Genomic DNA, 25,311 nt, shown 5'->3' with positions numbered 1-25,311 from the left:
TATGAAAAAACAAATCATTTTCTACAGCCAAGGTCTGCGTTATGAAGTAGAACTGGGTGCAGATAAGACGGTCTTGATCGGAGCGACTGAAAAGGCCCAAGTCTACCTTTCTCAACAGGAAAGACCGATTCAGCTCAAGGTCGATGGTGGCGAGGTCTTTTATCAGTACGATGATGAAGCGGGACACTTGAAAGATGGTCTACGTTTGGGTGAGGTCGTCTTTTATCTCCGAGAAGGGGAGCCAAGGGTTTATGACCTTTTGGATTTATCAGAGTTTCAGATTGGCTCTCAAAGAGGTGCGTTGATCACACTAGATGGAGATGCTGAACTCTTACTCCAAAAATCCCAAAATCAATGGACGTTAACTCGACTAAAAGGCGCATTCTATCGAAACAATCATCTGGAACAAATGGACCAGCAATTGATTGGTTTTGGAGATGAGTTGAGTCTAGGGACGGTGACGATCAAGTTCTATCCAGATGAAGTATGGGTTCAGGGTCCTGCCCAAGTTGGGCCACAACTGACTCTGAGAGAACCATCTCGATATGGTTTTTATGAAGATTATCCAGATTATCATCGTTCTCCACGGATCATCTATCGTGGTAGCGAGGATAAAATCTTGATCAATCCCCCAGGCCAGGAACCGGTTAAACCGAGCGATGAACTGTTAAAGCTGATCGTTCCTCCTCTGATGATGGTCGGAGTAACCGTCTTAATCACCTTAATTCAACCTCGAGGGATCTATATCCTTGCGACAGTAGGGATGTCCATAACCACAATGATTTTTTCTATCCGTGGTTTTATCAAAAATCGTAAAAAGTACAAGGCTGATAAGAAGGAACGGGTCGATCTCTATCGTCTTTACCTGAAAGATAAGGTCAAAGAGTTGACTCGTCTGGAACGAGAACAAAAAGAAGGGATGCACTATCATTTTCCAACGATTTTAGAATTGACGGACTTGGTTGAGAGTTACAATCATCGGATTTACGAAAAGACTCCCTTGCATTTTGACTTTTTATACTATCGTTTGGGACTCGGGAAAATGCCGACTAGCTATGACTTGAAATACGGTCAACAGGAGCGTAGCGGTAAGAAGGATGCTCTAGAAGAAGAGGGTTACGCTCTCTATAGTCGTCACAAAAAGATCCCAGATATGCCAATTCCGGCAAACCTCAGCCATGGACCGGTGGGTTATATTGGACCTAGAAATCTCGTTCTAGAACAACTGCAACTTTTGGTGATGCAGCTAGCGACTTTCCATTCTTATCATGATGTGCAGTTTATTACGATCTTGCCTGAAGAGGAAAAAGAGCAATGGTCTTGGATGCGTTGGCTACCTCATGCTAAACTGCAAGAACTCAATGTTCGCGGTTTTGTCTACAATCAACGAACACGGGACCAAGTTCTCAATAGTTTGAACCAAATCTTGAAACTACGCCGTAGTCAAAAGGAAGAAGCAACCCACAAAGAGAGCACCCTCTTCCATCCTCATTACGTGGTTTTAGTGACCGATGAGAAGCTGATTTTGGATCATATCATCATGGAGTTCTTTACCGAAGATCCAACGGAATTAGGTTGTTCCCTCATCTTTGTAGAGGATGTCATGAGTTCCTTGTCTGAGAACATCCAAACAGTGATCAATATCAAGGACCGTAATACAGGCCAACTGGTCATGGAAGAAGGAGTCTTGAAAGAGACGGACTTCCGTTTGGATCATTTCCCAGCAGATTATGACAAGGAGCGGATCGCCCGTACCTTGGCACCGCTCAATCACCTCCAAAACCTTAAGAGTTCGATCCCAGATTCTGTGACCTTTATGGAAATGTATGGGGCGGAGACCTTTGAGGATTTGCAGGTATCGAGCCGTTGGAAAAAGAACGCACCTTACAAGAGTTTGGCTGTGCCAATTGGTCTGCGTGGTCAGGATGACCTGGTTCAGCTCAATCTGCATGAAAAAGCCCATGGACCTCATGGTTTGATCGCAGGGACGACTGGTTCAGGGAAGTCAGAAACCATCCAATCCTACATCCTATCCCTCGCTGTTAACTTCCACCCTCATGATGTGGCTTTCTTGCTGATTGACTATAAGGGTGGTGGGATGGCCAATCTCTTTAAAAACCTGCCCCATCTCTTGGGAACCATTACCAACTTGGATGGAGCCCAATCCATGCGGGCTCTGGCTTCGATCAATGCGGAGATCCATCGTCGTGAACGACTCTTTGGAGAGTTCGAAGTCAACCATATCAATCAATACCAGAAGAAATTTAAAAATGGAGAAGCGACAGAACCGCTCCCTCACCTTTTCCTCATCTCAGATGAGTTCGCAGAGCTCAAGGTTAACCAGCCAGACTTTATCAAGGAGCTGGTATCTATCGCGCGTGTCGGACGTTCCCTCGGGGTCCACTTGATCCTAGCTACTCAGAAACCATCTGGTGTGGTGGATGACCAGATCTGGTCCAACTCTCGCTTCAAGATTGCCCTTAAGGTGGCGGATCGTTCGGACTCCAATGAAATGCTTCATACACCGGATGCGGCCGAAATTACCCAGACGGGGCGTGCCTATCTGCAAGTCGGAAATAATGAAGTCTATGAGCTCTTCCAGTCAGCTTGGTCAGGTGCGGATTACCAGCCGGATAAGGACGATATGGGGATCGAGGATCATACCATCTACCTGATCAATGAATTGGGGCAGTATGAGATTTTGAATGAAGATCTTTCAGGCTTAGAAGATGTGGATGAGATCAAGGAAGTTCCAACAGAGTTGGATGCGATAGTGCACCATATCCAGCTCTTGTGTGAGGAACAAGAGATTCCTCCAGTGCCGCAGCCATGGTTGCCACCACTTAAGGAGCGCATCGCGCTAGAGGAGCTGGAAGAAGTGCAACCAGCAGTAGCATGGGGACAAGAGAAACCACTCTCTGTCCTCTTAGGGATGGCGGATATCCCGCAGGCCCAGAAGCAGGAAGCTGTCTCTATCAATCTCTCCAAGGATGGTCATATCCTCCTCTACGGAAGTCCGGGTACAGGAAAGACCACCTTCCTTCAGACTGCTGGTATGGACTTGGCTCGCAAATTCAGTCCCAATGCCCTTACCATGTACTTGATGGACTTTGGGACCAATGGTTTGGCTCCATTGTCTAAGCTACCACAGGTAGCGGATACCATGCTTCTGGACCAAACGGAGAAGATCTCTAAGTTTGTACGAATCATGGAGAGAGAACTTAACCGTCGTAAGAAACTCCTTGCGGACTATGGTGTTGGGACTTTAGACCTCTACCGTCAGGCCAGTGGTCAGGAAGAGCCGGCTATCGTCATCCTCTTAGATAGCTATGAGGCCTTCAAGGAAGAAGCCTATGAGGCGGAACTCTTCAAGCTCTTGGTGCGTATCTCTCGTGAAGGTCTCAGTATCGGGGTTCACCTCTTGGTGACAGCCGGTCGTCAGACCAACCTTCGTGCTCAACTTTACTCGAACTTCAAGCACCAGTTGAGCCTGCCACAGAATGAGGCAGGTGAAGTGCGGGCCATCGTGGGCTCTACCCCACTTGCTATGACCATGGAAGATATCAAGGGACGAGCTCTTATGAAGCGGGAAGAGGTGGATGTCATCCAGCTGGCACTCCCAGTTTATGGAGCCAATGACACCCAAGTCCTCAACAACCTACGTCAGGAAGTGGCTTCCCTCCAAGAAGCCTGGACAGGACAACGCCCAAGTGCCATTCCGATGGTGCCGGAGGAGTTGACAGAGAAAGACTTCTATAGCCGAGCCAGCGTGCAGACTGCCTATGAACACGGCCTCGTGCCATTAGGACTTGACTTGGAGACAGTTGAGCCCGTTACTTGGAATCTGGCTAAAGGCAATCTTCTTTACCTAACAGATAAAGAAGAGCAGATGACAGCCTTGGTAAAACACATTGCCAAAGGGAAACAGAAAGTCATCGTCTTGGCACCGAAGTATCATAGCCTACCTGAAATGGAAGGTGTGACGATTCTTGCAAGTCCAGAGGAATATCAGGCAGGAATTGAGACAATAAAAGCTAATGTCCAAGAACGGATAGAAAAACGTAAGAATAAGCACGAAGCCACTATTATTCTATTTAATCAAGTGGAATTAATGGAAGAGTTAAGTATAGATGACCAAACTTCTTTACATTATGTTCTTGAGAAAGGGCTACGAGCAGGCTATGCTTTAATTTCGATGAGTAATAGTCAGTTGTATAAACAGATTGATCCAATTTCTAAGGGAATAAAAGTTTTCAAACAATCTATCGTCGCAATGAGATTGGTAGACCAGAATATTATCACAGTCACAAATAGGCCTATACGTGAGTCATTGTTGGAAGAACAAGAACATTACTATGTGACAGATGGATTGGCAAGTAAGATGAAAGTATTAATGGTATAAGGAGGAACAATGGGAAAAGCAGAATTACAAGTTCAATTAAATGAGTTATCATCTAAATTCACGACAGTGACTGCAAACATTTCGGAGTTAGAGAGTGTAAAGAGTAGTCTTTCAGGTGTTTCTACAGAAATTACATATGATTTAACGGATTATGATACAATTAAAACTATGTATAATTTATCGGGGAAACCCTATGAGCAGGAGACAACAAATGAGGAAAAACTGCTAAAAGATGCGTCTACAAAATTTGAGGGTCACAAAACGGATGTCTTATCGAAATTAAGTGCCAAAATTGATGAGTTGAAATCAGAGGCAGCGGGGCTCCGATTTGGAATGAATGCTCTTAGTTATGAGATTGCAAATACAGAGGAGGATTAATTAATGAGTGATGATATTATTAAAGTTCTTGACCTACCAGGTATAGCTGAGTACAGTCAGTCTATTAATAAATTCTCAAAAAGTTTAAGCACTGCAACAAATGATACTGCTCGAACCTTTAATATCCAGATTGAAGGTTCAGAGGGTGAGGCTATCAATGCTTTTCTACAGAGTCTTAATGACCTGCAAGGTAAAATCTTTAATCAGATACCTGAAGTTTTAAAAAAATATGCAACGGTGGTCAGTGATTTTGAATCAAGTGTCAGTGGTGTTGGTTTTACTAATGAAGCGTGGACTAGTGGAACAGGGAATACCTCTGTCCAAAACAAGTTAACGGGTAGTCAAAAAGAAACGTTGCAATCAGTTGCTAAAACATTGCAGTCGGCATTAGATACCGCGACAGATGCTCTAGGAGAATCGACTATCGATTTGTCAGTTATTACGAATACCACTTCGAGTAGTTTAGACGATGCATCTAAAGAACGTTTAAATACTCATACACCATTTCAGAGTGCTCATGACACTTTTAGTCAAAATTTACAGCAAGTTCTAGAATCCATTACCACTTTAAAGGGGAGTGTTGGTCAGGCACAAATTACTTTGAACTTATCTCCTAAAGCCGTGTTTAATATGCTAGCACAAGGATTACATATGAATCCTTTAGATACTATAAATAATATTGATGAGGCAAAAGCATTAGATTCGGTTTATGGGGACAATCAAGCATTAATTTCTCAAGTGAATAGAAATAATGTCAGAGACACAGTGGTATTTTTAATGGTTGATGGTATGGCGACTTGGGTCAAAGATAAGAGTACAGATAAGTTACAGTCGTTCTATAATGAAATAGGGAAGATGGAATTGGCTGATAGTTCTGCTTGGTTGGATAAATTTACGACTACGGGGCAGAGTTTAGCTGTTGTCCATCAAGCTGATATGGCCTTGAAGTTTGAACAAGTAGGTCACGATTATAGTAAAATGAAGGCGGAATTTATCAAAGAGAATGCCATAAATGAAGTAATTGGTATTAATAGGGGATTGTACTCTATTAAATTTGGAAAGAAAACATTCAAACCAAATGGATCAAATATTTCAGTAGCCGATCCACAGCAGATTAGTTTTGAGTTTAATTCTGATGGAAGAACTATTTTTAGAGTGATTGGACAAGCATCCGGTTATAAAGTTGAAGGATTCAAGTCTACTACTCAAGAATATAGTAGTGATTTCAAAGTAAATTCATCTGAGTTGAATAAAGAGGAAATTACACATCGTTTAGAAGAGTTAGATCAAAAAAGGAAAGAAATTGTATTTGAAACACTTCGAGATGTTGCGAGTGGAGTTGCATCGATGGCATTTTCAAAGTATGGAGCAGCTTTCAAGTTATTAAAATTAGTCGGTGCAGAGGCTCATGATGCAATTGATAGCCAAATGAGCAGTGAGGTCGCTTCAGTTGTAAAAGGTGTCGAAAACTGGAAAAAGGTCTCAACTGAAGAATTGGAACAAATAGCTAAACTGAAAAGAGAAATGGTTGGTAAAGGTGGCTGGGTATTTGAAGGTGGAACACCATCTGACGGTAGTAATCAAAGAATCGTTTCTGATACGAGTTATTATCGTTTTGAAGTTTCTCAACGAATCGCAGAGATGGATAAGTACGGCACGAAATTATTTTTTGAGAAGTATAAGACTCAAGAAGAATTTACAACGTTTGAAAATAAACTAAAACAGCGTCCGAATGAGTTTGATAGTGACGTAATCAATTATGTTTTAGGAAAAGATTCAAGCTTAAGTTTTGAAACCATGGATCGGAAGCAATTGGAACAAGTAAATAAGGCTATTAAATTAATGGATAAAGTTCAGGATGATGCGGAAGCTGATGATGGGGCAAAATATTTTGACTATTTGAAGGCAAAATATAATCGGAATATCAATACGAATCACTGATGAGGGAAGATAATGAAAAAAATAATGAAATCAAAATTAGTTCAAGTCCTACTTCTTGCACTCACTGTCATAGGGCTATACTTTGCTTATCAGGCATATCGCAGACATGAACTTACTCAGTTTGTTATGTGGAGTCCAAGGGTAAAAATTGTGAATTATGAATTTTTGGATGATAACAAGGCAGTAGCAATTGAGTGGGATAATGAGTCAGAATTAAAGGAAGCAGAAGAAGCTAAAAAATATGATTCGCGTGTCAATGTAGAAAAAATGACGAGAGTTAATGGAGAACGCTATATCATCCAACAAAGTTATAAGTTAAAATCAGCCACGTATAAGTATTGGATTCTTGAAGAAGATGCGGTTCCATATTTGAAAAGTAATATTCCAGAGCAGGGAGAGTACTGGTTGTTAGACGTCTATGATACGAAAGATGGGACAATCAAACAAAAAACCTATGACGTATTTAAGATGGTAAGAGAATATAATAAGGATTATATTCCAAGAAGAGTTCGTGACGTTAATTATTTCTTGTATACGGAACAAGGAAAAACTTACTTACCAATTAGTATGGCTATTGGTCAACAGCCAGAAATGAAAATGGAAACTGGGCTTATTGATATAGAGGATGGAAAGATAGTAGCAACTACTCCATCTGGTAAAACTTCCAAAGATCTTTATAACGATAAGAAAGAATCATACAAACCGAAGTTAGATGATATTCTTATTTCGAATAATAAATTTTCAAGCGAAAAGTTTGCCTTTGTCTTATCTAACTTTGGTTTTAAAGAACCAGTAGAAAAATCCCAATACCTGTCCTTGTCAAGCAAATATCCAAAGGTGTTTGATATATTAAGCAAAGGGGTGTTGTCTGAACTAGATTTTCTTGGAGAAGAAGATGTTCGTTTTGAAATCTCTCTCTTAAAGCTGGTTCTTCCAGAGGGTACAAATATTTTTAAGGATATCACCATTCCAGCAGCTAGTTCGAAAGATGGACAGGAACATTTGGTTCAAAGCGAAGAAGAGTTCTTACAATATTATAAATCCAGTACGGAGGAAGAATAATGGGACAAAAACGAATATTACCAGAACATATAAAAAGCGTGAAGCATAGCTTTGAGGATATGAGTAGCAGAATAGAAGAGAAGAGTTCGAGTCTTATAGATTCTTCTGCAACTACTCACTTGGCTTCTGCAACAGATGCGGTGAAAGCTTTAACTAAAGAATTAGTTCCCGTAATTGAGTCATTCGATGAATATTTGAATATGGTAGCGAGTGAGTTTGCGAGAATGGATAGGGAATTAGGCCATGTTATAGAAGGTAGCACTTTCCAACAGTATGCAAATGGTAAAAGTGATGCTGAGATGAGAAAAAAGAGATACATTAGTGAAAAGCAGAGGGAAATCTACAAACAGCAATATAGTGATTTCCCATAATTATATGAATCACCTGAATGATGTTCAGGTGGTTTTCTTTTCTCATCTTCTCGCAGTATCTCTCATGTGGTATAATGAGACAAGAACATTTTTTTCTAGTACCTTGAAAATTCTATATTTTTCGCTTGTTTATCTGCTCTGCTATTTACAAAAAATATCCTATCCCTCGCTGTTAACTTCCACCCTCATGATGTGGCTTTCTTGCTGATTGACTACAAGGGTGGTGGTATGGCCAATCTCTTTAAAAAACTTCCCCATCTCTTGGGGACGATTACTAACTTGGATGGTGCCCAATCCATACGGGCCACTCGCTGCAATGGGGATTACTGTTCTCTCAGATACATTCACTTATAAAGATGGAGTGTCAGACCATATTGAAGCCGTTAGAAACAATAAGGACTACTTTTCTGGTAAGTTTGCTAAGCCGGCCGGTTTATCCTTGGATGCACTGCATGCAGTAAGTAAATATATAGAAACTTCCAATGAGATTACAGAGCAAATGATTAAATCAAATACAGCTTTGAAAGCTGCATTAGTTGACTATGGAGGCCGCTCTATTACGGATACAGTTAGAGGAGATTATAGTTATAAGGCTGTTAGTTTTACTCCCCAGTATGATCTTCAGTCGGCTCTACAGATTCATGACATGGATAGGACAGGCTTGAAATCCCTCATATTCCATAAGGCCTTGGAAGATGGAAAAAGTGTAAAGGATGCTTTGGACTATGTGGAAAAATCTCAAGATGCTCTTACTAATGTAGAAAGTGATAGTGGTCCTTACACAGAAGAAGTGAAAAATTATCTCCGAGGAAAAGGAGGTAAAACAATTGATCAAGTCGGGATTACCAAAGTCTGGGAGGGATTACATGGAGCGAGTAACAAAGACGCCCTAATGGATTCTAAAGGTGGGTATTATACTCGAGAGAGATTAGCTAGTGAATATATTGATGTTTATAAAAAAATAGCAGAAGGAGGATTCTTACCAAATGAAATACCTAAAGACTCTCAGCTTCCGAACTAAGATGTTTGTGGGCTTGCTTCTAGTTTCTTTGGTGGGCTATGGTGTCTATTCCTATACCTTGCCCATATATGTCCAGTGGCAGAAAGACCATGAGGTATTGATAGTCAAAACAGAGGTGGAGCGTATCGAAACCTTTGGTTCCCAGAACCGTTATGTTTATTATAAAACAAGAGACTCAGTGACTCCAGATGTTTTATCTAACCATTATGTCATGAAGACTGCCAAACTTGTTGGTAGAGAAAGTAATCAACCAGTCGAGTTATCATTTGATGTGTATGATCTCAACCATTTAGAGAACCCACCAAAGACGATTGATGTAGTCAAACTGGTTCAAAGCTATGATGAAAGTTATAAGTTAGACTTTCAGGCAAGAAGAGGCTATACTGATGGGGGAAAGGATTATATCGTTCTTTCTTTAGTGAATAAGGAGAATAAGGAAGATAAGAAGGAGGTTGCTTTGGATGTGGATTCTGAACAGATAGTGCCAGCTCTACCTACAGATAAAACAGAATCAAAATGGGTAACCTTTTCGTTTTCTGAGACGAATCTTTGGGAAATAATCCATGACTATGGTTTTATAACTTACTACGACTTATCTTACGGGAGTAGTTATAAGAATACACAAGATACCAACATAAACTTCATTGCAGATTATCCTGAATATTATAAGGGTATGGAAGGTGCGGCTAAAATAGTAGTTAGAAAAGGAGCCTATTCCGATCCGGAAGCTATTTTCCAAGATATGCGGCATTGGTTTGCGCCGGTCGGTCAGGATAAGCTAGATGTTGTTGGGATAGATCCTAAAACAAAGGAAGAGACTCCGCTCAACAGTTTCCAAGAGTATCAGGAATGGTATGAGAAACACGTAAAATAGATTTGGAAGGAGGATAGTATGATAAGACGACGAATTAAAGTGGATGAGATCCAGTCGATTCAGGCTTACTTAGAAAACTATATGGGAGCAGATGGGGGCAACTTTGTCTCTACTGGTGTAGTAAATGATGATTCTGCTAAGTATCTAGACGATGCATTTGGAGCTGCAGCTAAAAGTAGTAAAGACTTAACATCAGTAGTAACTGGACTAGATTCATTCTTAAGTAAGGTTGCAGGAGCTTTCCAACAATCAGAAGAACAGTTAAAGGATATGATTGAAGGAAAGTTAGAAGAAATCCCGATGGGAACTCGTGAACAGAGAGAAGACTATTATGTTTCTCAAGGAAAAAATAGCAAGGAGAGAGGCATACGAAGAAAACAAGTCGAAATGAATAATGAACGTTATCGAGACTTTCCTTAATGTCGACTTTTCTTGTAAGAGGTAATATAAGTTAGTGGAGACAGTAAAACTGTTTCTCAGACTTTTTCTAATATTTTTATAGAAAACATAATTTATTTCATCTGTTGATTAATCGTTTTAATCTTGATGCGGTGACATTATAAGTAAGCTCCACCTGAATTCATTTCAGGTGGTTTTCTTTTGTTTTCCACATCTTCTCACGGTATCGTTCATGTGGTATAATGGGACAAGGACATTTTCCTTTTGTTTTCCTGTTTGGCAATCATTTCAAAGCAGATTCAAAAGATGGCGAATAGTCTAAATCAGGTAAAAGGAAAAGTTGAGAGTATTTCGAACGGAAATATGGTAATAAGGGGGGAGAGAAATGAAGAAAGTACTACTAATAGTCGGATCTGTCCTGTTGGGTGTTCTGCTTCTATGGGGCTATCATAGTTATCAACAATCAGAGCAGGCCAAGAAAGAACGCCAAAAATATGAAAATATGGGTTACTATACAGGAAAATGGGAAATTGATTCTTATGAGTTTTTAGAAGATGGCAGGGGAGTGGCCGTGCATTGGAAGTCGCTGAATCCAGAAGAAGACCGATTGTTTGCCAAATACAATCCGGACTTGAGTGAAAACTTTTTGGGTGTTCATGGTGCCTCCAATCAACGCTTTATCGTACGCAAGTACTTCCATAATTCTACCTATAGAGGAACACAAAAATTACCTAAAGAGGATCCCGAAGTTTATTATGCCATGTCCATTTATCGAATAGATGATCAAAAATTGGAAGGCAGTCAGCTCGATCTTTATAAACTTGTAGAGGACTATAACCCTGATTATATACCGGAAGATACTGGAGGTATTATCGAAAAAGATGGCAAAGACTACATTTCCATACAAGTATACAAACGAGGATGGGAGCTATCACAGAAAAAACAATTATGGCTGAATTTAGAAACCAAGCAAATTGATTGGGAAGATACAAAAATACAAAAGTATCCTGAAACACCTTCAGTAGATTTAGGTCCTTTAAAGGACAAGATGGGAAAGATGACAACCGATTTGAGAACATCTACAGCGTATGATTTGTTGAATCAAAATAAATTGTCTTTTCGTCAAGATGTATTGAAGGGAAGTGTTTTGGAGACAGCTGCGCCTAAAGTTTATCAAGTATTAAGTGAGAAAGATTCTCAGTTTTTCCTTTTGATTGATTCTAAGTATGATTATGATAAGGTTTACGGAGATGTTCCACAGTTTCTTGATTTGTATCAGCTTTTTGTCCCAGCTAATACGAATCTTTACGAAGGATTGACGATTCCAGCCGAACTCAGTAAGGATGGTCAAGAGCATTCAGTCAATACCAAAGAAGAGTTTGACTTGTATTACGATGTTGCCAAAGACCGCGAACTGAACAAACAACGCCGAATATTGGTTGACAAAGGAGAATAAGAGGGGATTAGCTCTATTTGTTCAACGTCAAATAAAGGAGGATTCTTACCAAATGAAATACCTAAAGACTCTCAGCTTCCGAACTAAGGTGTTTGTGGGCTTGCTTCTAGTTTCTTTGGTGGGCTATGGTGTCTATTCCTATACTTGGCCCATATATGTCCAATGGCAGGAAGACCATGAGGTATTGATAGTTAAAACAGAGGTGGAGCGTATCGAAACCTTTGGTTCCCAGAATCGCTATGTTTACTATAAAATGAAGGAACTTATGACTCCAAATGTTCTATCTAACTATTTTGTCACAAGTAATGCAAAATTTGTTGGGAGGAGCGACAGTAATTTAGTGGAATTAACACTAGATGTTTATGAACTCAATCATTTAGAGAACCTACCAAAGACGATTGATGTAGTCAAACTGATCCAAACCTATGACCAAAATTATAGAGTAGATTTTTATTCTACAAGAAATTACACTAATGATGGGAAAGATTATTTAGTTTTTTCTTTGAGGAATAAGCAAAATAGAGAAGATAAGAAGGAGGTTGCTTTGGATGTAGCTTCTGAACAGATAGTGCCAGCTCTACCTACAGATAAAGCAGAATCAAAACGAACCCCTTTTTCGTTCGATTATACCAATCTAGATAAGATAGCTACTGAATACGGCTTCATACCCACTTACGATTTAGCCTACAGTAATGATTCAAAAGTGAGAGAAGATACTAATATAAACTTTATTAGGGACTACCCCGAATATTATAAAGCTATGGAGGGAGCCGCTAATATAGTAGTTAGAAAAGGAGCCTATTCCGATCCGGAAGCTATTTTCCAAGATATGCGGCATTGGTTTGCTCCGGTCGGTCAGGATAAGCTAGATGTTGTTGGGATAGATCCTAAAACAAAGGAAGAGACTCCACTCAACAGTTTCCAAGAGTATCAGGAATGGTATGAGAAACACGTAAAATAGATTTGAAATGGAATCCACCAGGGCTTGGAGACTGTCAAAAGCGTGGGCAAGAATGTTTCTGATTTTTTCAATGGTGGTCTGAAAGCGGCCTCATCCTTGTTTGGGTAATAGGAGAAAATAAATGGATAAGATACAAAAAGATATTAATGATGCACTTGAAACAGCACGAAGATTAAGCTTAGTAAAGGCGATTTTTGGACTATCTCTATATTCTCTTATGGTTATGATTGGTACGTCTTTACCGATAAGTTTATTTCGAATGGCTAGTGAAGCTGGGCATGACCCAGCTATACCATTGACATCAATGGTTACACAGTTGACTTCAGTGGAAAAAGGGCTTATCCTCCCAATGGCTTCTTTGGTTTTCTATTCTTATTTTGTTGGTGTTATGTCATTACTAAAAGAAATCGTATTAAAGCCTATTTATTGACTCAGATTCTTCAGCTGATTTTATTTCTAATTTTTTATTATAGTTGGTTTATAGCCATCTTATACTTAATCCCCCTAGTAGCAATTCGTATCGTCTACTGGGTTGGTTTTGTGTTATCACTGATTTACCTTGTTTATATCCTGATCACAAAGCAGCGCGCTAGCAAGGATTATTTCTCCTCAGAATATTATAAAAAATTTTTGAATGTTATTTTATTTTTATGGTTGTTGATGTATGGAATCAATCTCTTCATCAACGGGCTCAATCATTTCCTAGCGTATCTCTTGCTTGCTTTGTTACCAATTTCACCTATTTTCCTAGGCCTATTTTTGGTATCATTTTTTAAATCCAATGTAGTAACTCTAGAGAACTTGAATACAGTCAATAAAAATCAAGAGAAATACCGTGAAGAGTATGGCTATACCATCGAAGAATGGTATGGGAAAAAGTCAAAAATGTACAAGGAACATGTTAAGAAGTCTAAAAAGAGATAAAGGTTTATAGAGCCTATTCCTTGTCCCATGAAACTAACCACCTGAAACAAATTCAGGTGGTTTTCTTTTGCTTTTCTCGTCTTCTCACGGCATTGCCCATGTGGTATAATGGGATAAGGATTGTTCCTCGTTTTAGACGAGTTTATGGATTTCAGGATAAGTTAGCAGGTGAGTCGAGAATTTCTGTCAGTCTCCTATACATCTGTTAACAGCTGTCCAAAGTAAAAGGAGATTGTAGATTGATTTTATTAGTATTAGGGATTGTGGTTTTGCTCGTTCTAATTTTTAAAAGGAAACAGAAAACTGGTAAAAAATCTGAAGGAAATTCCAAGAATAAAAATTGGATATTAATAGGTTGCTTATCCATAGTTATCCCCATCGCAATCCTAACGGTGGTTAGTCCTATTCTTTCTCTAATGGATATGTGGGGGCTATTTGCTCATGTAAGTCGAACTGAGATTGAGCAAGCTGTGCATCGTTCTTATCAAAATTACGGTCTTACAGGACAGTTTGAGTTAGAAAAATACGAGAAAAACTATACAAGCGTGGGAGGATTTATAATCCATGGTACCTATAGTGAAACTATAGCTGGTAAAACCTATCAGGCTAAGAGTCGTTTCGAATACTATACTCGTTTTTCGGAAAATAAAACATATAGAAAGACAGATGCAGAGGTTGATTACAAAAATTATAAAAAAATTTATAATGTTTTCCCAGAATTAGCCTATTTAGGGATTGAAGTTAGTCCAGGCACCAGCGAATTCTTAAAAACACTGGATAGTTCAATCAAAGATCCTCAACTGCCTGATTTGAAGTATCAAGGTATTCGTTTTGAATTTAATAGCCAATCTGATAATATCCATCTTTATAATGAAATATTAGAGGAAAATCAAAGTAAGGGCCAAGCTCTGCAAGGAATGTATCCCATGGATGCTCAATATCTTTTCCAAAAAGAGATTTTTATACCAACATTTGAATTTCAGTATTTTGTTCCAAAAGAAAAAAGAGATCTCTTATATGATGACTATCTTAAAGAGCTTGAGACGCTCATGAAGGAATTTTTTGCCAACCAACCCCTACCACGCGGTCTTTATGCTGTCAAAATTGCTAAGTATGAAGAGGATAAACTTGTCAATGATAGTGGTGTTTACTATGTGAGGATTGATAATCGGCAAGTTGTAAAGCTATTGCAAAAATTAGAGTAGGAGTTGTTAGGACTAGGTCAGTCTCACAATATTTTTACTAAGAAGAGAAGGGAAGTTTTGTAATGATTAGTTTAGAGCTGTTGTCTGAGGAAAATAGTCTAGACGTTTATTCTTTTGAAAAAGAAAATCGGGAGTATTTTGAACGAAATCTACCTCCTAGACCAGCTAACTATTTTGATTTAGAAGGTTTTAAAGAAATCACGAGGGAATTGTTAACGGAACAAACGAATCGGGATGTCTACATGCATCTTATCAGAGATTCGCAAGGCATGATGGTCGGCAGAATCAATTTAAGTGTTTTAGAGAATGATCGAACAACAGCAGAGCTTGGGTATAGGATTGGGGAAAATGTTACTAACTTAGGTTATGCTAGCGAAGCGGTTAAACTCGTTTTAGACAAGGCCTTCACGACTTACGGTTTCAATAGAATCATTGCAGGAACGGCAACGGATAATCAGGCCTCTCAGAGGGTGCTTATAAAAAATGGTTTCACCTTTAGTAGAATGATAGAAAATGACTTACACATTCATAATGAGTGGGTTCATACAGCAGTATTTGAGATAAGGAAGCCATAATATCATTATTTCCAGTCTACTAACAAAGTTAGTGGAGTTATAATCTGTCCAGACATTCAAGAATATTTTCTTGGATGTTTTTTGTTCAGAATCTCCAGTTGTGTCTGTTAAAATTTGATTTTCCCAGTGGACAATCGTCCACTTTTTTTATATAATAAAACTAAACCAAATTGGTTGAGTTTTAGGAGGCGTAAACTCAACCGTCGATTTGTCTTTCTAAGAGAGGTATTCTCAATAAAGCATTACAATAGGAGGTGAAGTATGTATCAGCCAGAAAAACTCAAGGCTCGGAGGAAAGAGTTAAAATTGACACAGAAGGAAATTGCAGAGGAGTTGGGGATTAGTTTTCAGGCTTATTCGGCTTGGGAACGTGGGGTCAAGGAACCGTCCAAGGAGAAGGTTGCTCAGCTAGAAAATATTTTAAAGGTGGCAAAGGGATATTTCACTCAGATCGAGATTGTTCGTCTCTACAATAGCCTTTCCAAGCAAGGGAAGGACAAGGTTGTGCTCTATGCTCGCAACCTGGCTCAAGAAGAACAAACTCAGAAGGTGGCGACCATGCCAGAGCGCCTCTACGAGTACCGTGTCTATGAACGTATGTCAGCAGGGATCGGGGCTTCGGTCTATGATGACCAGAATTTTGATACGGTTTACTTTAACGAGGAGTTGGCCCATGATTTTGCATCTTGGGTATCTGGGGACTCTATGGAACCTAAATATCAAAATGGTTCGGTGGCTCTGATTCGGGAAACAGGATTTGACTATGATGGGGCAGTTTATGCAGTAGTTTGCAACAACCAGACCTATATCAAACGGGTTTATCGGGAGGAAGATGGCTTGCGTCTGGTCTCTATCAATCCTAAATACAAGGATATTTTCATCTCCTATGAGGAAGATCCTCGGATTGTAGGGATTATCGTTGGGAACTTTGTGCCGATGGAGGGTTAGCCTATGGGCTACTTTGATTATTCCAGAGAGCCCAAAAGTGATATTGCCTTTGTCGATATGAAATCTTTCTATGCCAGTGTCGAGTGTGTGAAAAGGGGATTGCATCCGCTGAAGACCTCGCTTTGTGTCATGAGTCGCGCGGATAATTCGACTGGCCTTATCCTAGCTTCCTCTCCCATGTTTAAGAAGATTTTTGGTAAGTCCAATGTTGGCCGGGCCTATGATCTGCCTTTTGATATCAAAACGCGCAAATTTTCCTATTACAATGCTCGAAAGCAAGGCTTGCCTACTGACTCAGACTATGTTCGCTACATCGAAGATTGGGCTCAAGTGACCTTGATTGTGCCACCTAGGATGGATGAGTACATAGCGGTCAATATGGAAATCCAGCGAATCTTTCAAAATTATGGTAGTCCAGATGATATTTATCCCTACTCTATCGATGAGGGCTTTATCGATCTGACTAGTTCGCTCAACTATTTCATCCCAGACAAGAGTATCTCTCGCAAAGACAAGCTAGATATGCTTTCTGCTCGTATTCAGAGGGATATTTGGAGGCAGACAGGGATCTATTCTACAGTGGGTATGTCCAATGCCAATCCCTTACTGGCCAAGTTGGCTCTGGATAATGAGGCTAAGCACACCCCGACCATGAGGGCCAACTGGTCTTACCAGGATGTGGAAGAGAAGGTTTGGGCCATTCCCAAGATGACGGACTTTTGGGGGATTGGCAGGCGGATGGAGAAACGCTTGCATGCTCTGGGGATTTTTTCCATCAGAGAATTGGCCACCAGTAATCCAGACCAGCTACAGAAGGCTCTGGGTCAGGCTGGCCTGCGTTTGTGGTTTCATGCTAGCGGGATTGATGAGAGCAATGTTCATAAGCCTTATAAAGCCAAGTCCCAAGGATTGGGAAATTCTCAAATCTTGCCGAGAGACTACGTGAAGCTACGGGATATTGAAATTATTCTCCAAGAAATGGCGGAGCAGGTGGCTATTAGGCTGAGAAGGGCGGGAAAGAAAACAACCCTTGTCTCTATCTATGTCGGTTTCTCTAAACAGGAGGTTAGGCCGTCTATTCACACACAAATGAAGGTCGAACCGACCAATAATACAGCTGTCTTAACGGATTATGTTTTGAAGCTATTTCATAATAAATACACTTCTGGAGCGGTCAGAAGTGTCGGAGTCAACTATTCAGGATTTGTAGACGAGTCCTTTGGCTTGATCTCCCTCTTTGATGATGTTGACAAGTTAGAAAAAGAAGAAAGGCTCCAGACTGCCATTGACTCCATTCGGGAACAATTTGGTTTTACCTCCCTCTTAAAGGCCAATGCACTGGAAGAAGCTTCTAGGAGTCTTGCCAGAAGCAAGCTAATTGGGGGGCATTCTGCTGGAGGATTAGATGGACTAAAATGATTGATCGTTCTTATTTACCCTTTCAATCTGCGCGTGACTATCAAGACCCAGGGATGCAGAAGTGGATGGGCTTTTTCCTCTCAGAGCATACTAGTTCACTTGGTGAAAAGAAAAATCGGGTTGCTTTTTCGACGAGTTTGAATTCCGTTGAGAAGTTGCTCTTGCTTTCACAGCTTTATGTTGGGCAACTGAAGGGATGCTTTGTGGTCAAGGAAAGAAAGCAGAAAACCACAATCATTGGCGAGGTGAGCGAATTATCACCTCAAACTCTATCTATTAAGACCAATGAGGGCTACAGGCTGATAGAGATTGTAGATGTCCTCGAAATTCGACTGTGGGAGGAGGGAGTGTATGACTAGAAAAGAGTTGTATGAAAACAAACTGCAGATGGATTATTTTTCTGATGCCTATATTCGTTTTGAAGAGGATTTTCAAAAATACTCTGCCTTGAATGTTCCCTTGACTTTTTTGATCGATGATATCCTACGCACCATGGCGATGAATCAGAAGAACTACTTCGTCTTAAACAAGGAAAATGCTAAGGATGGGCGGGAGCATCGCTTTTATTTTAGGGTGGTGACGGAAAAAGAGTGCCCCAGAAATCGAACCTATGCATACGCTGGAGTCGAAAATAGTAGTCAGTGACTAGGTGTGGAAGAGGGAAGTCTGATTTAGGAAAGATAGCTTGTGAACGTCAGAAAATCTCATGGTATAGGAATTCGAAATGCCATCTTTTATCTGTGGAGTTCTTGCAGAAACTTATGATGGTAGTTCGGATGAGATAAGGCAAGGGGCACTCTCTTTTTTAGATGAGCGTTTATTTGAAAACGTGGTTGGATTTGAGAACACCTATTCTCAATGATCATCTTATTTTATAGAGTCATACCAAAACATCCATGTACATTTGTGGATGTTTTTTAATTTTACAGATAGAAAAAGAGAAGACCATTTGGTCTTCTCTACGGGGGAACTGAAATAATGGGAAAGAATCAATAAAAGATCTTTTTAGTCTTTAAAATTCTTTTGGAAGATAAGGAGAGACAAGATAGAAGTAATAGCTGCCAAGAAGAGGAAGGCATTCGCTTCTTGTTCCCCAGTTGCAGGGAGTAGTCTTTCCTTGTCTTCTTTGACTGTAGCTGTAGCAGGAGCTTTTTCATCTTTTGATGATGAATTATCTGTTACGACTGGAGCAGGTTTTTCAGTCTCTCTTGGGAAAGCATACTCAGGAAGGGTCACAACCGGTGGCGCTTCTGTTCCAACTGAGCTTTGTTTGCTACCTACCTCAATCACTCGATCTTGAGCTGGAGTTGCTTCTGTTTGGAGAACCTTGCGATTGTCACCGTCCACTTCAACATACTCGACTAAGAGACCGTCTTTCCCTTCTGATAGAACTTGCTCTTTTCCTTTGTCTAATTGTGGGTTTTCGCGACGAATAGTCTTGAACGGTACGACCTTATTGACGATTTCCAAGCTTGGAAGTGTAAAGACAAGGTCTTTAACCCCTTCCTCAGGACTTGAAGAAGTAATTGGTTTCTCAGGTTGCGCTGGAGTTTCCGGTTGAGTCGGAGTTTCCGGTTGAGTTGGTTTTTCGGGTTGAGCCGGTTTTTCGGGTTGAACTGGTTTCTCAGGTTGAGTTGGCTTTTCAGGCTGAGCAGGTTTTTCCGGTTGCGCCGGTTGTTCAGGTTGAGCCGGTTGTTCAGGTTGCGCCGGTTGTTCAGGTTGAGCCGGTTGTTCAGGTTGAGCCGGTTTTTCCGGTTGCGCTGGAGTTTCCGGTTGCGCCGGTTGTTCAGGTTGTTCAGGTTGCGCCGGTTTTTCTGGTTGAGCCGGTTTTTCAGGCTGCTCTGGATTTTCCGGTTGAACTGGCTTTTCAGGCTGAGCCGGAGTTTCCGGTTGAGCAGGTTTTTCAGGTTGAACTGGATTCTCAGGTTGAGTTGGTTTTTCCGGTTGCGCTGGCTTTTCAGGCTGAGCCGGAGTTTCCGGTTGAGTTGGTTTTTCAGGCTGAGCTGGTTTCTCAGGTTGAGCAGGTTTCTCAGGCTGAGCCGGTTTTTCAGGTTGAACTGGATTCTCAGGTTGAGTCGGATTTTCAGGCTGAGCAGGTTTTTCAGGCTCAGCAGGTTTCTCAGGTTGAGCTGGCTTTTCAGGTTGAGCAGGTTTTTCAGGCTGAGCTGCTTCGAGCTTGCTGATTTGTTCGAGAGCAGTTTCAAGTGCTTTGTTGACTGCTTCCTGAGTCTTAGCTTCTTGGATCGCAGCAATGGCTTGGTCAGCAATTGCTAACAATTGCTTCTTAGCTTCCTTGTTGGATCCAAGCTCAGCGACTTTTTTCTCGATAGCTTTTGCCAAGCTGTCCATAGCCTTATCGTACTCAATTTCCGGTTGTTTTGGTTGAGCAGGTTGTTCAGGTTGATCAGGTTTAGAAGGTTCTTCAGGCTGTTCAGGTTGATCTGGACTAGGTTCCTCTTGCCCTCTTTGATAGTTCTCGTCCTTGGACAGGATATCTTGTAAGGCGCTGACAGTCAACATGACTTCTTGAACATCCACTGCATCAGCACTGAGTTGGTTTCTCAATTTTTCTAGATTTGCTTGGAAAGCTTGACGTGCAGTAGCTGTATTTTTCAAACCTGCTGGATCAAAGTTTGACAGATCATCTTTCCATTTAGAGATAGACTGGATGATATCTGCCTTACTGTAGAGTTCACTGCCTTCGCCACGAGTGATGAATTGGTCTACCTGGATACCGATATTTCGAGACAAATCGTTTCGATCAGGATCGAGTTGAAGGGTGACTGCGTGCAAGTTTTCGTCCAGACCTTTTAGGCTAACCAGAGTTTGATTGCCTTGGCGTTGGGCAGCGTGACCGCTAAAGTATTTCTTACCATCAATAGTCGAAGCATTTCCCATACCCTCTTGGTAAGGAACTTCTTTGCCGTCGAGGAATACCTTGTAGATACCATGATTTGGATCGACATAGCCCTTGATATCAAGTCCAGTACCGTAGAAGTAGGCTGTGACAGTTGTCTTTTTCTTTTGCTCATCAGTTAAGCGACCAAAGGAAGCCCAAGACTCCGTCTTTTGGTATTTGTCTGCCGAATTGGTTTCATGGTGCCAGCCAGGACTGTAATCCAACTGACTAGCTTGGTCATCATAACTTGTTTGGTCCTTGATCAGCAATTCAGCTTTCATCACTTGGATGGTTGCATCGGTAGCAAAACCGAGCAGGGCACCATCAGTGACAGAAGTGAGCTTGGCTTTGAAGTCAAAGACAGAGTCGGCTTGTTCAGTAAAGTCAATCGTTGGGATGGTCACAGTCTTTTCTGTTTCTCCATCTTCAAAAGTCACATCTTGAGTTGTATCTTGGTAAACTTTACCGTGAACCCCAGTTCCAGGTTCTGTGATGAAGCGAACAGTAGCAGCTCCCTTGCTTCCACCAACACGTTTAATTTTAACAGTGACTGGTTTTCCTTTTTCGACTTCGTAGTTAGTAGACTCGAGTTCAAACATCCCTTTACTATCATTGTTTAGGGTGTAGATTCCTTCTGTAGCAATTGGTTCGCCTGTTTTATTCACGAGGGTAATAGTGTGTTGGCCAGGTGCTAAATCGCCTGTCTCAAAGACTTTTTGGCTACGTTTACGGCTAGCGTTCTTAGTTTGGACATCGGCAACCTTTTGACCATCAACGTAGACAGACATTTCTCCATGACCTGGGTCGACTGTAGAGACGACATAGGCCTTGGTTCCTGTGAAGGTATAGCTTACTTTGGCATCTTTTTGATTGGTCCACATAGAAGTGCCACGAACACCTTCAGATTCATTGTACCAAGTTGTTCCGGCTGTATCTGCCGTTGTGTTTGAGTGGTATTCAAGTCCAAGAGGGTAGCCATCAGTCTTTTCAATGCTGCTTGGTGTCTTGTAGACTGAGAAGTTGGTCAAGATTGGAGTTGCTTGAGCACCGGTGATGGTTACACGGATTTTTTGTGCTTCTACAGGCTTGCCTTGAACCAAGCGACGGTAACCAACGGTCGAACCTTCGCCGTATGTCACCCAACGTCCGTTGATTTCGACTTCAATCTTGAAACCAGAGATACGTTGACCTTTGGCGATGTCTTCCTTGAGTTCAACGACATCAAAACGTCTCTTTTGTCCTAAATCGACTGTAAAGCTACCGGTTGTGGCATCATTTGAGAGCGCCCAGCTGGTGTCATCTTTACCGTCTGTGAGGTGGCTTTCTTTGTAAAGGTGGTTTTGACGAGTCGAACTTGCTGTTACAGTGGCACCTTTGGCAAAGTCAGTGGCATACATTTGGTCTAGGGTTGCTTTGAACTCCTTCAAGCGAGCCACATCTGCATCTGCGAATTTTCCTTCTTTATTTGGTGGAATATTGAGAAGGAGTGGGGTTCCACGACCAACGGACTTGAAGTAGATATCCATCAGCTCTTTGAGTGATTTCGGCTGTTGATTGTCATGGTAGAACCAGCCTGAACGGATCGAAACATCAGCTTCCCCTACAGAGTACATATCACCATCAGGGTCACCATGGTTGAGGTATTCGTTTTTCACATCGTCTGTGATGTTGGCTCTTTTAACTTTATGCCATACAGGGTCACCTGCGATTCCCCGTTCATTTCCGATCCAGCGAACACTTGTCGGTTGAGCAGAGAAGATAGCGATATCCCCTTCGGCTTCTTTGATGTATTTGAACCATTCATCAAAGGTATAGGTTACTTTTTGGGCACCGCTACCACGCGCACCGTCCATCCAAACCTCGATAAATTTCCCTTTATTACCGTATTTTGGATTACCAAGGATTTCTTTCAGCTGGTTGAGATAGTATTGGTTGTATTCTTTTTCGGTTGCGACATGGTATTTAGGATGGTTGGCATCCCATGGTGAAAGGTAAACACCCATATTCATGTCATACTTGCTAGCAGACTTGGAAACTTCTTCGAGAAGGTCACCCTTTCCATCTTTCCATGGGCTAGCAGCTACGGTATGGTTGGTGTACTTAGATGGGTAAGCAACGAAACCATCGTGGTGTTTAACAACCATAATGGTTCGTTTGAAGCCCGTTTCCTTCAGAGTGCGAATCCACTGGTCAGTATCCAAGTTGGTTGGATTGAAGTATCGAGTGTCTTCTTTCCCATTTCCCCATTCAGAATTGGTATAGGTGTTCATTCCGTAGTGGATGAAAGCTGCCAATTCTTCCTTGTGGTAATCGAGTTGAGCCTTGCTTGGAAGAGGTCCATGATTGCCAATCTCAGTTTCTTTGTCTTCTGGATGAGCGACTGGTGGAGTCGGTGTCGTTGGATTGGCTGTATCAGCGATTGGCTCGTATTCAAAGACGACCTCATTCACCCCTTTTTGCTGGATGGTTGCTTCCAGGCTAGTCTTGACTGGACGGTAACCAGTAATGTCTTTTGCATGGAAGGTGTTGACAAAGGAAACGTCATACTCTTGACCGTCATTGTTATCAACTGTCGCTTCCGCTAGTTCAGTAGTGGTTCCTTTTTGACGGTAGTAAACTTTGAAGGAGCCTTTGTTAACTTTATAGACCACCTTGATGACACGTGTACCGGCAGGCGCTTTGCTGACAACATTGTGATCTTCAGACCAAGTATCCTTTAGTTGTTTATTGACTGCTACGCCATCAATGGATACAATTTCGTATTTGTCTTTATTCTTCTGATAGAAGTCCGTCTTCTCGATTTCTTTTTTGAAATTATAGTCAAATGGCGAATCAACAGCTGTCTGTTCGATAAAGGTGTCATTATCTTTGACAGGATTTCCTTCTTCGTCTTCGTGTTGGATAACCACACGACCGTATTCAACTCCCTTGGTCAAGGTAGCGATCCCATCTTGGTTGAAGGAATATTCGTTGCTTCCGATAACAGCTGTTTCGTTCCGAAGCATACGCCCTTCATCAGTAAAGTAGTAACGATTTCCGTTGTCTCCCTGGTACCAGCCTTTCACACCATACTTGGCAATCATGTCCTTAACCCATTTCAGTTGTTCAGGTGAAAGGACGAGTCCGCCACCAAAGCGATCCTTTTCAGCGACACCATTGTCAACGGTTCCGTGTTGGTGAACACCCAGAACTTTTCCTTGGCTATCGACAATCCCGCCACCAGACAAACCAGATACAGAAGTGGTTTTGTAGGTGATACCAGTCGTTCCCTTATCATCATAGGACTCAACAGATCGGATGGTCCCATCTGCCTTGTAAAGCTGACCAGCTAGGATAGGTTGTTTCAGTTCTTTTGAGCTCGAGTCAGTTGGGTAGCCAATCGTACTGATGGCTTCTCCCGGCTGATGCGTCTTGTGATCCGCTAAAGGTGCAAAGGTTGCTTCTTTGTTTGGGCTAGCAATTGGAAGAGGAATAGGAGCTTCTACAAGAGCAAGGTCGTTTTTATAGCCTTTTCCAAACTCTTTCTTATTCCAGAAATGGATGTCTTTTTCTCTGAATAAAACCGTAGTTCCAGAAGATGGTAGTGAGTTTTTCTTTTCGCTGTTTGAACCAACGTTATAGTAGAACTGGGCAGATTTTCCACCACGAATATGGCCTTCGCCAGTTTCTTTATTGGCTTCTAGGAAGTTATGAGCGACGGTAAGAATCAAATTTGGTGCAACAAAGATACCAGATCCTGAAACGAGGTAACGTTGCTCTCCTGCATTGTAAGTGCTGTAAACCATAGTAGCAGCAGTAGCAGGTTGCCCCTCGTAGTTGATGTGTTTGAGGTCTTGTCCACCGTTAATGATGGCACGGTTTCCGTTCTCAGTTTCTTTTGGAGCTTCTTCCTTGTCCTTTAGAATGCTCTTAGTTTCTACTTTTGGACTAGCTTTTTGGTCAACGATAGTAGTCGTGTCGAGTTCTTTGACAGGTGTGTCTGGATAGGCACGGTCCTGAATTTCTTCAGGGAGCAAATCAGCACTGCTGGTATCGGCAGCAGGTGTTTCTTGTTTTTCGGTCTCTACTCGGCCTTCTTCTTTGACTGGTTCACCCTTCCTTTTCTCTATATCTGCGACTTGTTCAGTTTGATGATCTAAATTGGATGTTGCGGTAGGAGACGTTTCGTCTGCACGTACGGTTCCAGAAGCAAAAAATGCCAGTCCGACGATGACAGAGGCTACGCCCACAGTTAACTTCCGAATGCTAAAAGTTTGCCCTTTTTCAAAAAGGTATCGATTCATAATATACTCCTAGTTTTTAGAAAGGCAGTCAGCTACTGCCCAAGCCCAAGCTTAACTTGGTTGCATCTTTATTTTACGATAAATAAATTCTCTGATAATTTGTAAACTCCTTACCCCCTATTTATAAAGCGCTTTCATTTTAAGATAAAAAAATTTAAAAGGCCATTTCTCCCTTAAAATGACTCAAAGTTTT

20 protein-coding genes and 1 pseudogene are annotated in these 25,311 nt (G+C 41.3%); 20 read left to right on the top strand and 1 reads right to left on the bottom strand.

Going from position 1 to position 25,311, the window contains the following annotated elements:
* Nucleotide 1: 1 nt before the first annotated feature.
* The 20 genes and pseudogenes from essC (at nt 2) to M1G01_RS07900 (ending at nt 18,798) form a co-directional block, all read left to right on the top strand.
* The gene (gene essC / locus M1G01_RS07995) at nt 2-4,402 is read left to right on the top strand and encodes a type VII secretion protein EssC (RefSeq protein WP_247931557.1); all 4,401 of its coding nucleotides are present in this window, start codon (nt 2-4) and stop codon (nt 4,400-4,402) included.
* Between the two features lie 9 nt (nt 4,403-4,411).
* Entirely contained in the window at nt 4,412-4,780 is a 369-nt protein-coding gene (locus M1G01_RS07990) for a DUF5082 domain-containing protein (RefSeq protein WP_125418485.1), read from the top strand.
* Between the two features lie 3 nt (nt 4,781-4,783).
* Nucleotides 4,784-6,721: a hypothetical protein gene (locus tag M1G01_RS07985; protein WP_125418487.1), complete on the top strand. Its 1,938-nt coding sequence runs from the start codon at nt 4,784-4,786 to the stop codon at nt 6,719-6,721.
* A gap of 12 nt (nt 6,722-6,733) precedes the next feature.
* The gene (locus tag M1G01_RS07980) at nt 6,734-7,783 is read left to right on the top strand and encodes a hypothetical protein (RefSeq protein WP_125418489.1); all 1,050 of its coding nucleotides are present in this window, start codon (nt 6,734-6,736) and stop codon (nt 7,781-7,783) included.
* A complete protein-coding gene (locus M1G01_RS07975; protein WP_070536154.1) occupies nt 7,783-8,154 on the top strand; it encodes a hypothetical protein in 372 nt (123 codons plus the stop codon). The genes M1G01_RS07980 and M1G01_RS07975 overlap by 1 nt, the downstream gene beginning before the upstream one ends.
* A 156-nt stretch (nt 8,155-8,310) precedes the next feature.
* Nucleotides 8,311-8,460 (top strand): annotated as a pseudogene (locus M1G01_RS07970) (FtsK/SpoIIIE domain-containing protein); the annotation flags it as partial.
* A gap of 10 nt (nt 8,461-8,470) precedes the next feature.
* Complete coding sequence (locus M1G01_RS07965) at nt 8,471-9,175, top strand: hypothetical protein (protein ID WP_247931555.1); 705 nt, start codon at nt 8,471-8,473, stop codon at nt 9,173-9,175.
* Nucleotides 9,141-10,049: a hypothetical protein gene (locus M1G01_RS07960; RefSeq protein ID WP_125418493.1), complete on the top strand. Its 909-nt coding sequence runs from the start codon at nt 9,141-9,143 to the stop codon at nt 10,047-10,049. Before M1G01_RS07965 ends, M1G01_RS07960 begins: the two co-directional genes overlap by 35 nt.
* A gap of 18 nt (nt 10,050-10,067) precedes the next feature.
* Complete coding sequence (locus M1G01_RS07955; RefSeq protein WP_070837560.1) at nt 10,068-10,469, top strand: hypothetical protein; 402 nt, start codon at nt 10,068-10,070, stop codon at nt 10,467-10,469.
* A 364-nt stretch (nt 10,470-10,833) separates the two neighbouring features.
* The gene (locus M1G01_RS07950) at nt 10,834-11,904 is read left to right on the top strand and encodes a hypothetical protein (protein ID WP_125418495.1); all 1,071 of its coding nucleotides are present in this window, start codon (nt 10,834-10,836) and stop codon (nt 11,902-11,904) included.
* Nucleotides 11,905-11,956: 52 nt separating this feature from the next.
* A complete protein-coding gene (locus M1G01_RS07945) occupies nt 11,957-12,865 on the top strand; it encodes a hypothetical protein (protein WP_125418497.1) in 909 nt (302 codons plus the stop codon).
* 121 nt (nt 12,866-12,986) lie between these two features.
* Complete coding sequence (locus M1G01_RS07940; protein WP_247931554.1) at nt 12,987-13,295, top strand: hypothetical protein; 309 nt, start codon at nt 12,987-12,989, stop codon at nt 13,293-13,295.
* Nucleotides 13,296-13,495: 200 nt separating this feature from the next.
* Nucleotides 13,496-13,789 carry a hypothetical protein gene (locus M1G01_RS07935; protein ID WP_247931553.1) on the top strand — a complete coding sequence of 98 codons (294 nt, stop codon included), beginning with the start codon at nt 13,496-13,498 and terminating at the stop codon, nt 13,787-13,789.
* A gap of 239 nt (nt 13,790-14,028) precedes the next feature.
* A complete protein-coding gene (locus M1G01_RS07930; RefSeq protein WP_247931552.1) occupies nt 14,029-14,994 on the top strand; it encodes a hypothetical protein in 966 nt (321 codons plus the stop codon).
* A 62-nt stretch (nt 14,995-15,056) separates the two neighbouring features.
* The gene (locus M1G01_RS07925) at nt 15,057-15,569 is read left to right on the top strand and encodes a GNAT family N-acetyltransferase (RefSeq protein ID WP_247931551.1); all 513 of its coding nucleotides are present in this window, start codon (nt 15,057-15,059) and stop codon (nt 15,567-15,569) included.
* Nucleotides 15,570-15,830: 261 nt separating this feature from the next.
* Complete coding sequence (locus M1G01_RS07920) at nt 15,831-16,517, top strand: XRE family transcriptional regulator (RefSeq protein ID WP_247931550.1); 687 nt, start codon at nt 15,831-15,833, stop codon at nt 16,515-16,517.
* A gap of 3 nt (nt 16,518-16,520) precedes the next feature.
* Nucleotides 16,521-17,936 (top strand): Y-family DNA polymerase, encoded by a 1,416-nt coding sequence (locus M1G01_RS07915; RefSeq protein ID WP_247931549.1) that lies wholly within the window; start codon nt 16,521-16,523, stop codon nt 17,934-17,936.
* The gene (locus M1G01_RS07910; protein WP_247931548.1) at nt 17,933-18,295 is read left to right on the top strand and encodes a hypothetical protein; all 363 of its coding nucleotides are present in this window, start codon (nt 17,933-17,935) and stop codon (nt 18,293-18,295) included. Before M1G01_RS07915 ends, M1G01_RS07910 begins: the two co-directional genes overlap by 4 nt.
* Complete coding sequence (locus M1G01_RS07905) at nt 18,288-18,581, top strand: DUF5960 family protein (RefSeq protein WP_247931547.1); 294 nt, start codon at nt 18,288-18,290, stop codon at nt 18,579-18,581. The genes M1G01_RS07910 and M1G01_RS07905 overlap by 8 nt, the downstream gene beginning before the upstream one ends.
* 79 nt (nt 18,582-18,660) lie before the next feature.
* Nucleotides 18,661-18,798, top strand: coding sequence for an ADP-ribosylation/crystallin J1 (locus M1G01_RS07900; protein ID WP_247931546.1), 138 nt, complete (start codon nt 18,661-18,663; stop codon nt 18,796-18,798).
* A gap of 143 nt (nt 18,799-18,941) precedes the next feature.
* Here M1G01_RS07900 and M1G01_RS07895 read toward each other — a convergent pair whose 3' ends face one another.
* Nucleotides 18,942-25,118 (bottom strand): alpha-L-fucosidase, encoded by a 6,177-nt coding sequence (locus M1G01_RS07895; RefSeq protein WP_247931545.1) that lies wholly within the window; start codon nt 25,116-25,118, stop codon nt 18,942-18,944.
* Nucleotides 25,119-25,311 lie beyond the last annotated feature (193 nt).

The organism is Streptococcus oralis, from assembly GCF_023110055.1.
Classification (GTDB): domain Bacteria; phylum Bacillota; class Bacilli; order Lactobacillales; family Streptococcaceae; genus Streptococcus; species Streptococcus oralis_BY.
This window is presented reverse-complemented; position numbering and strand designations above follow the sequence as displayed.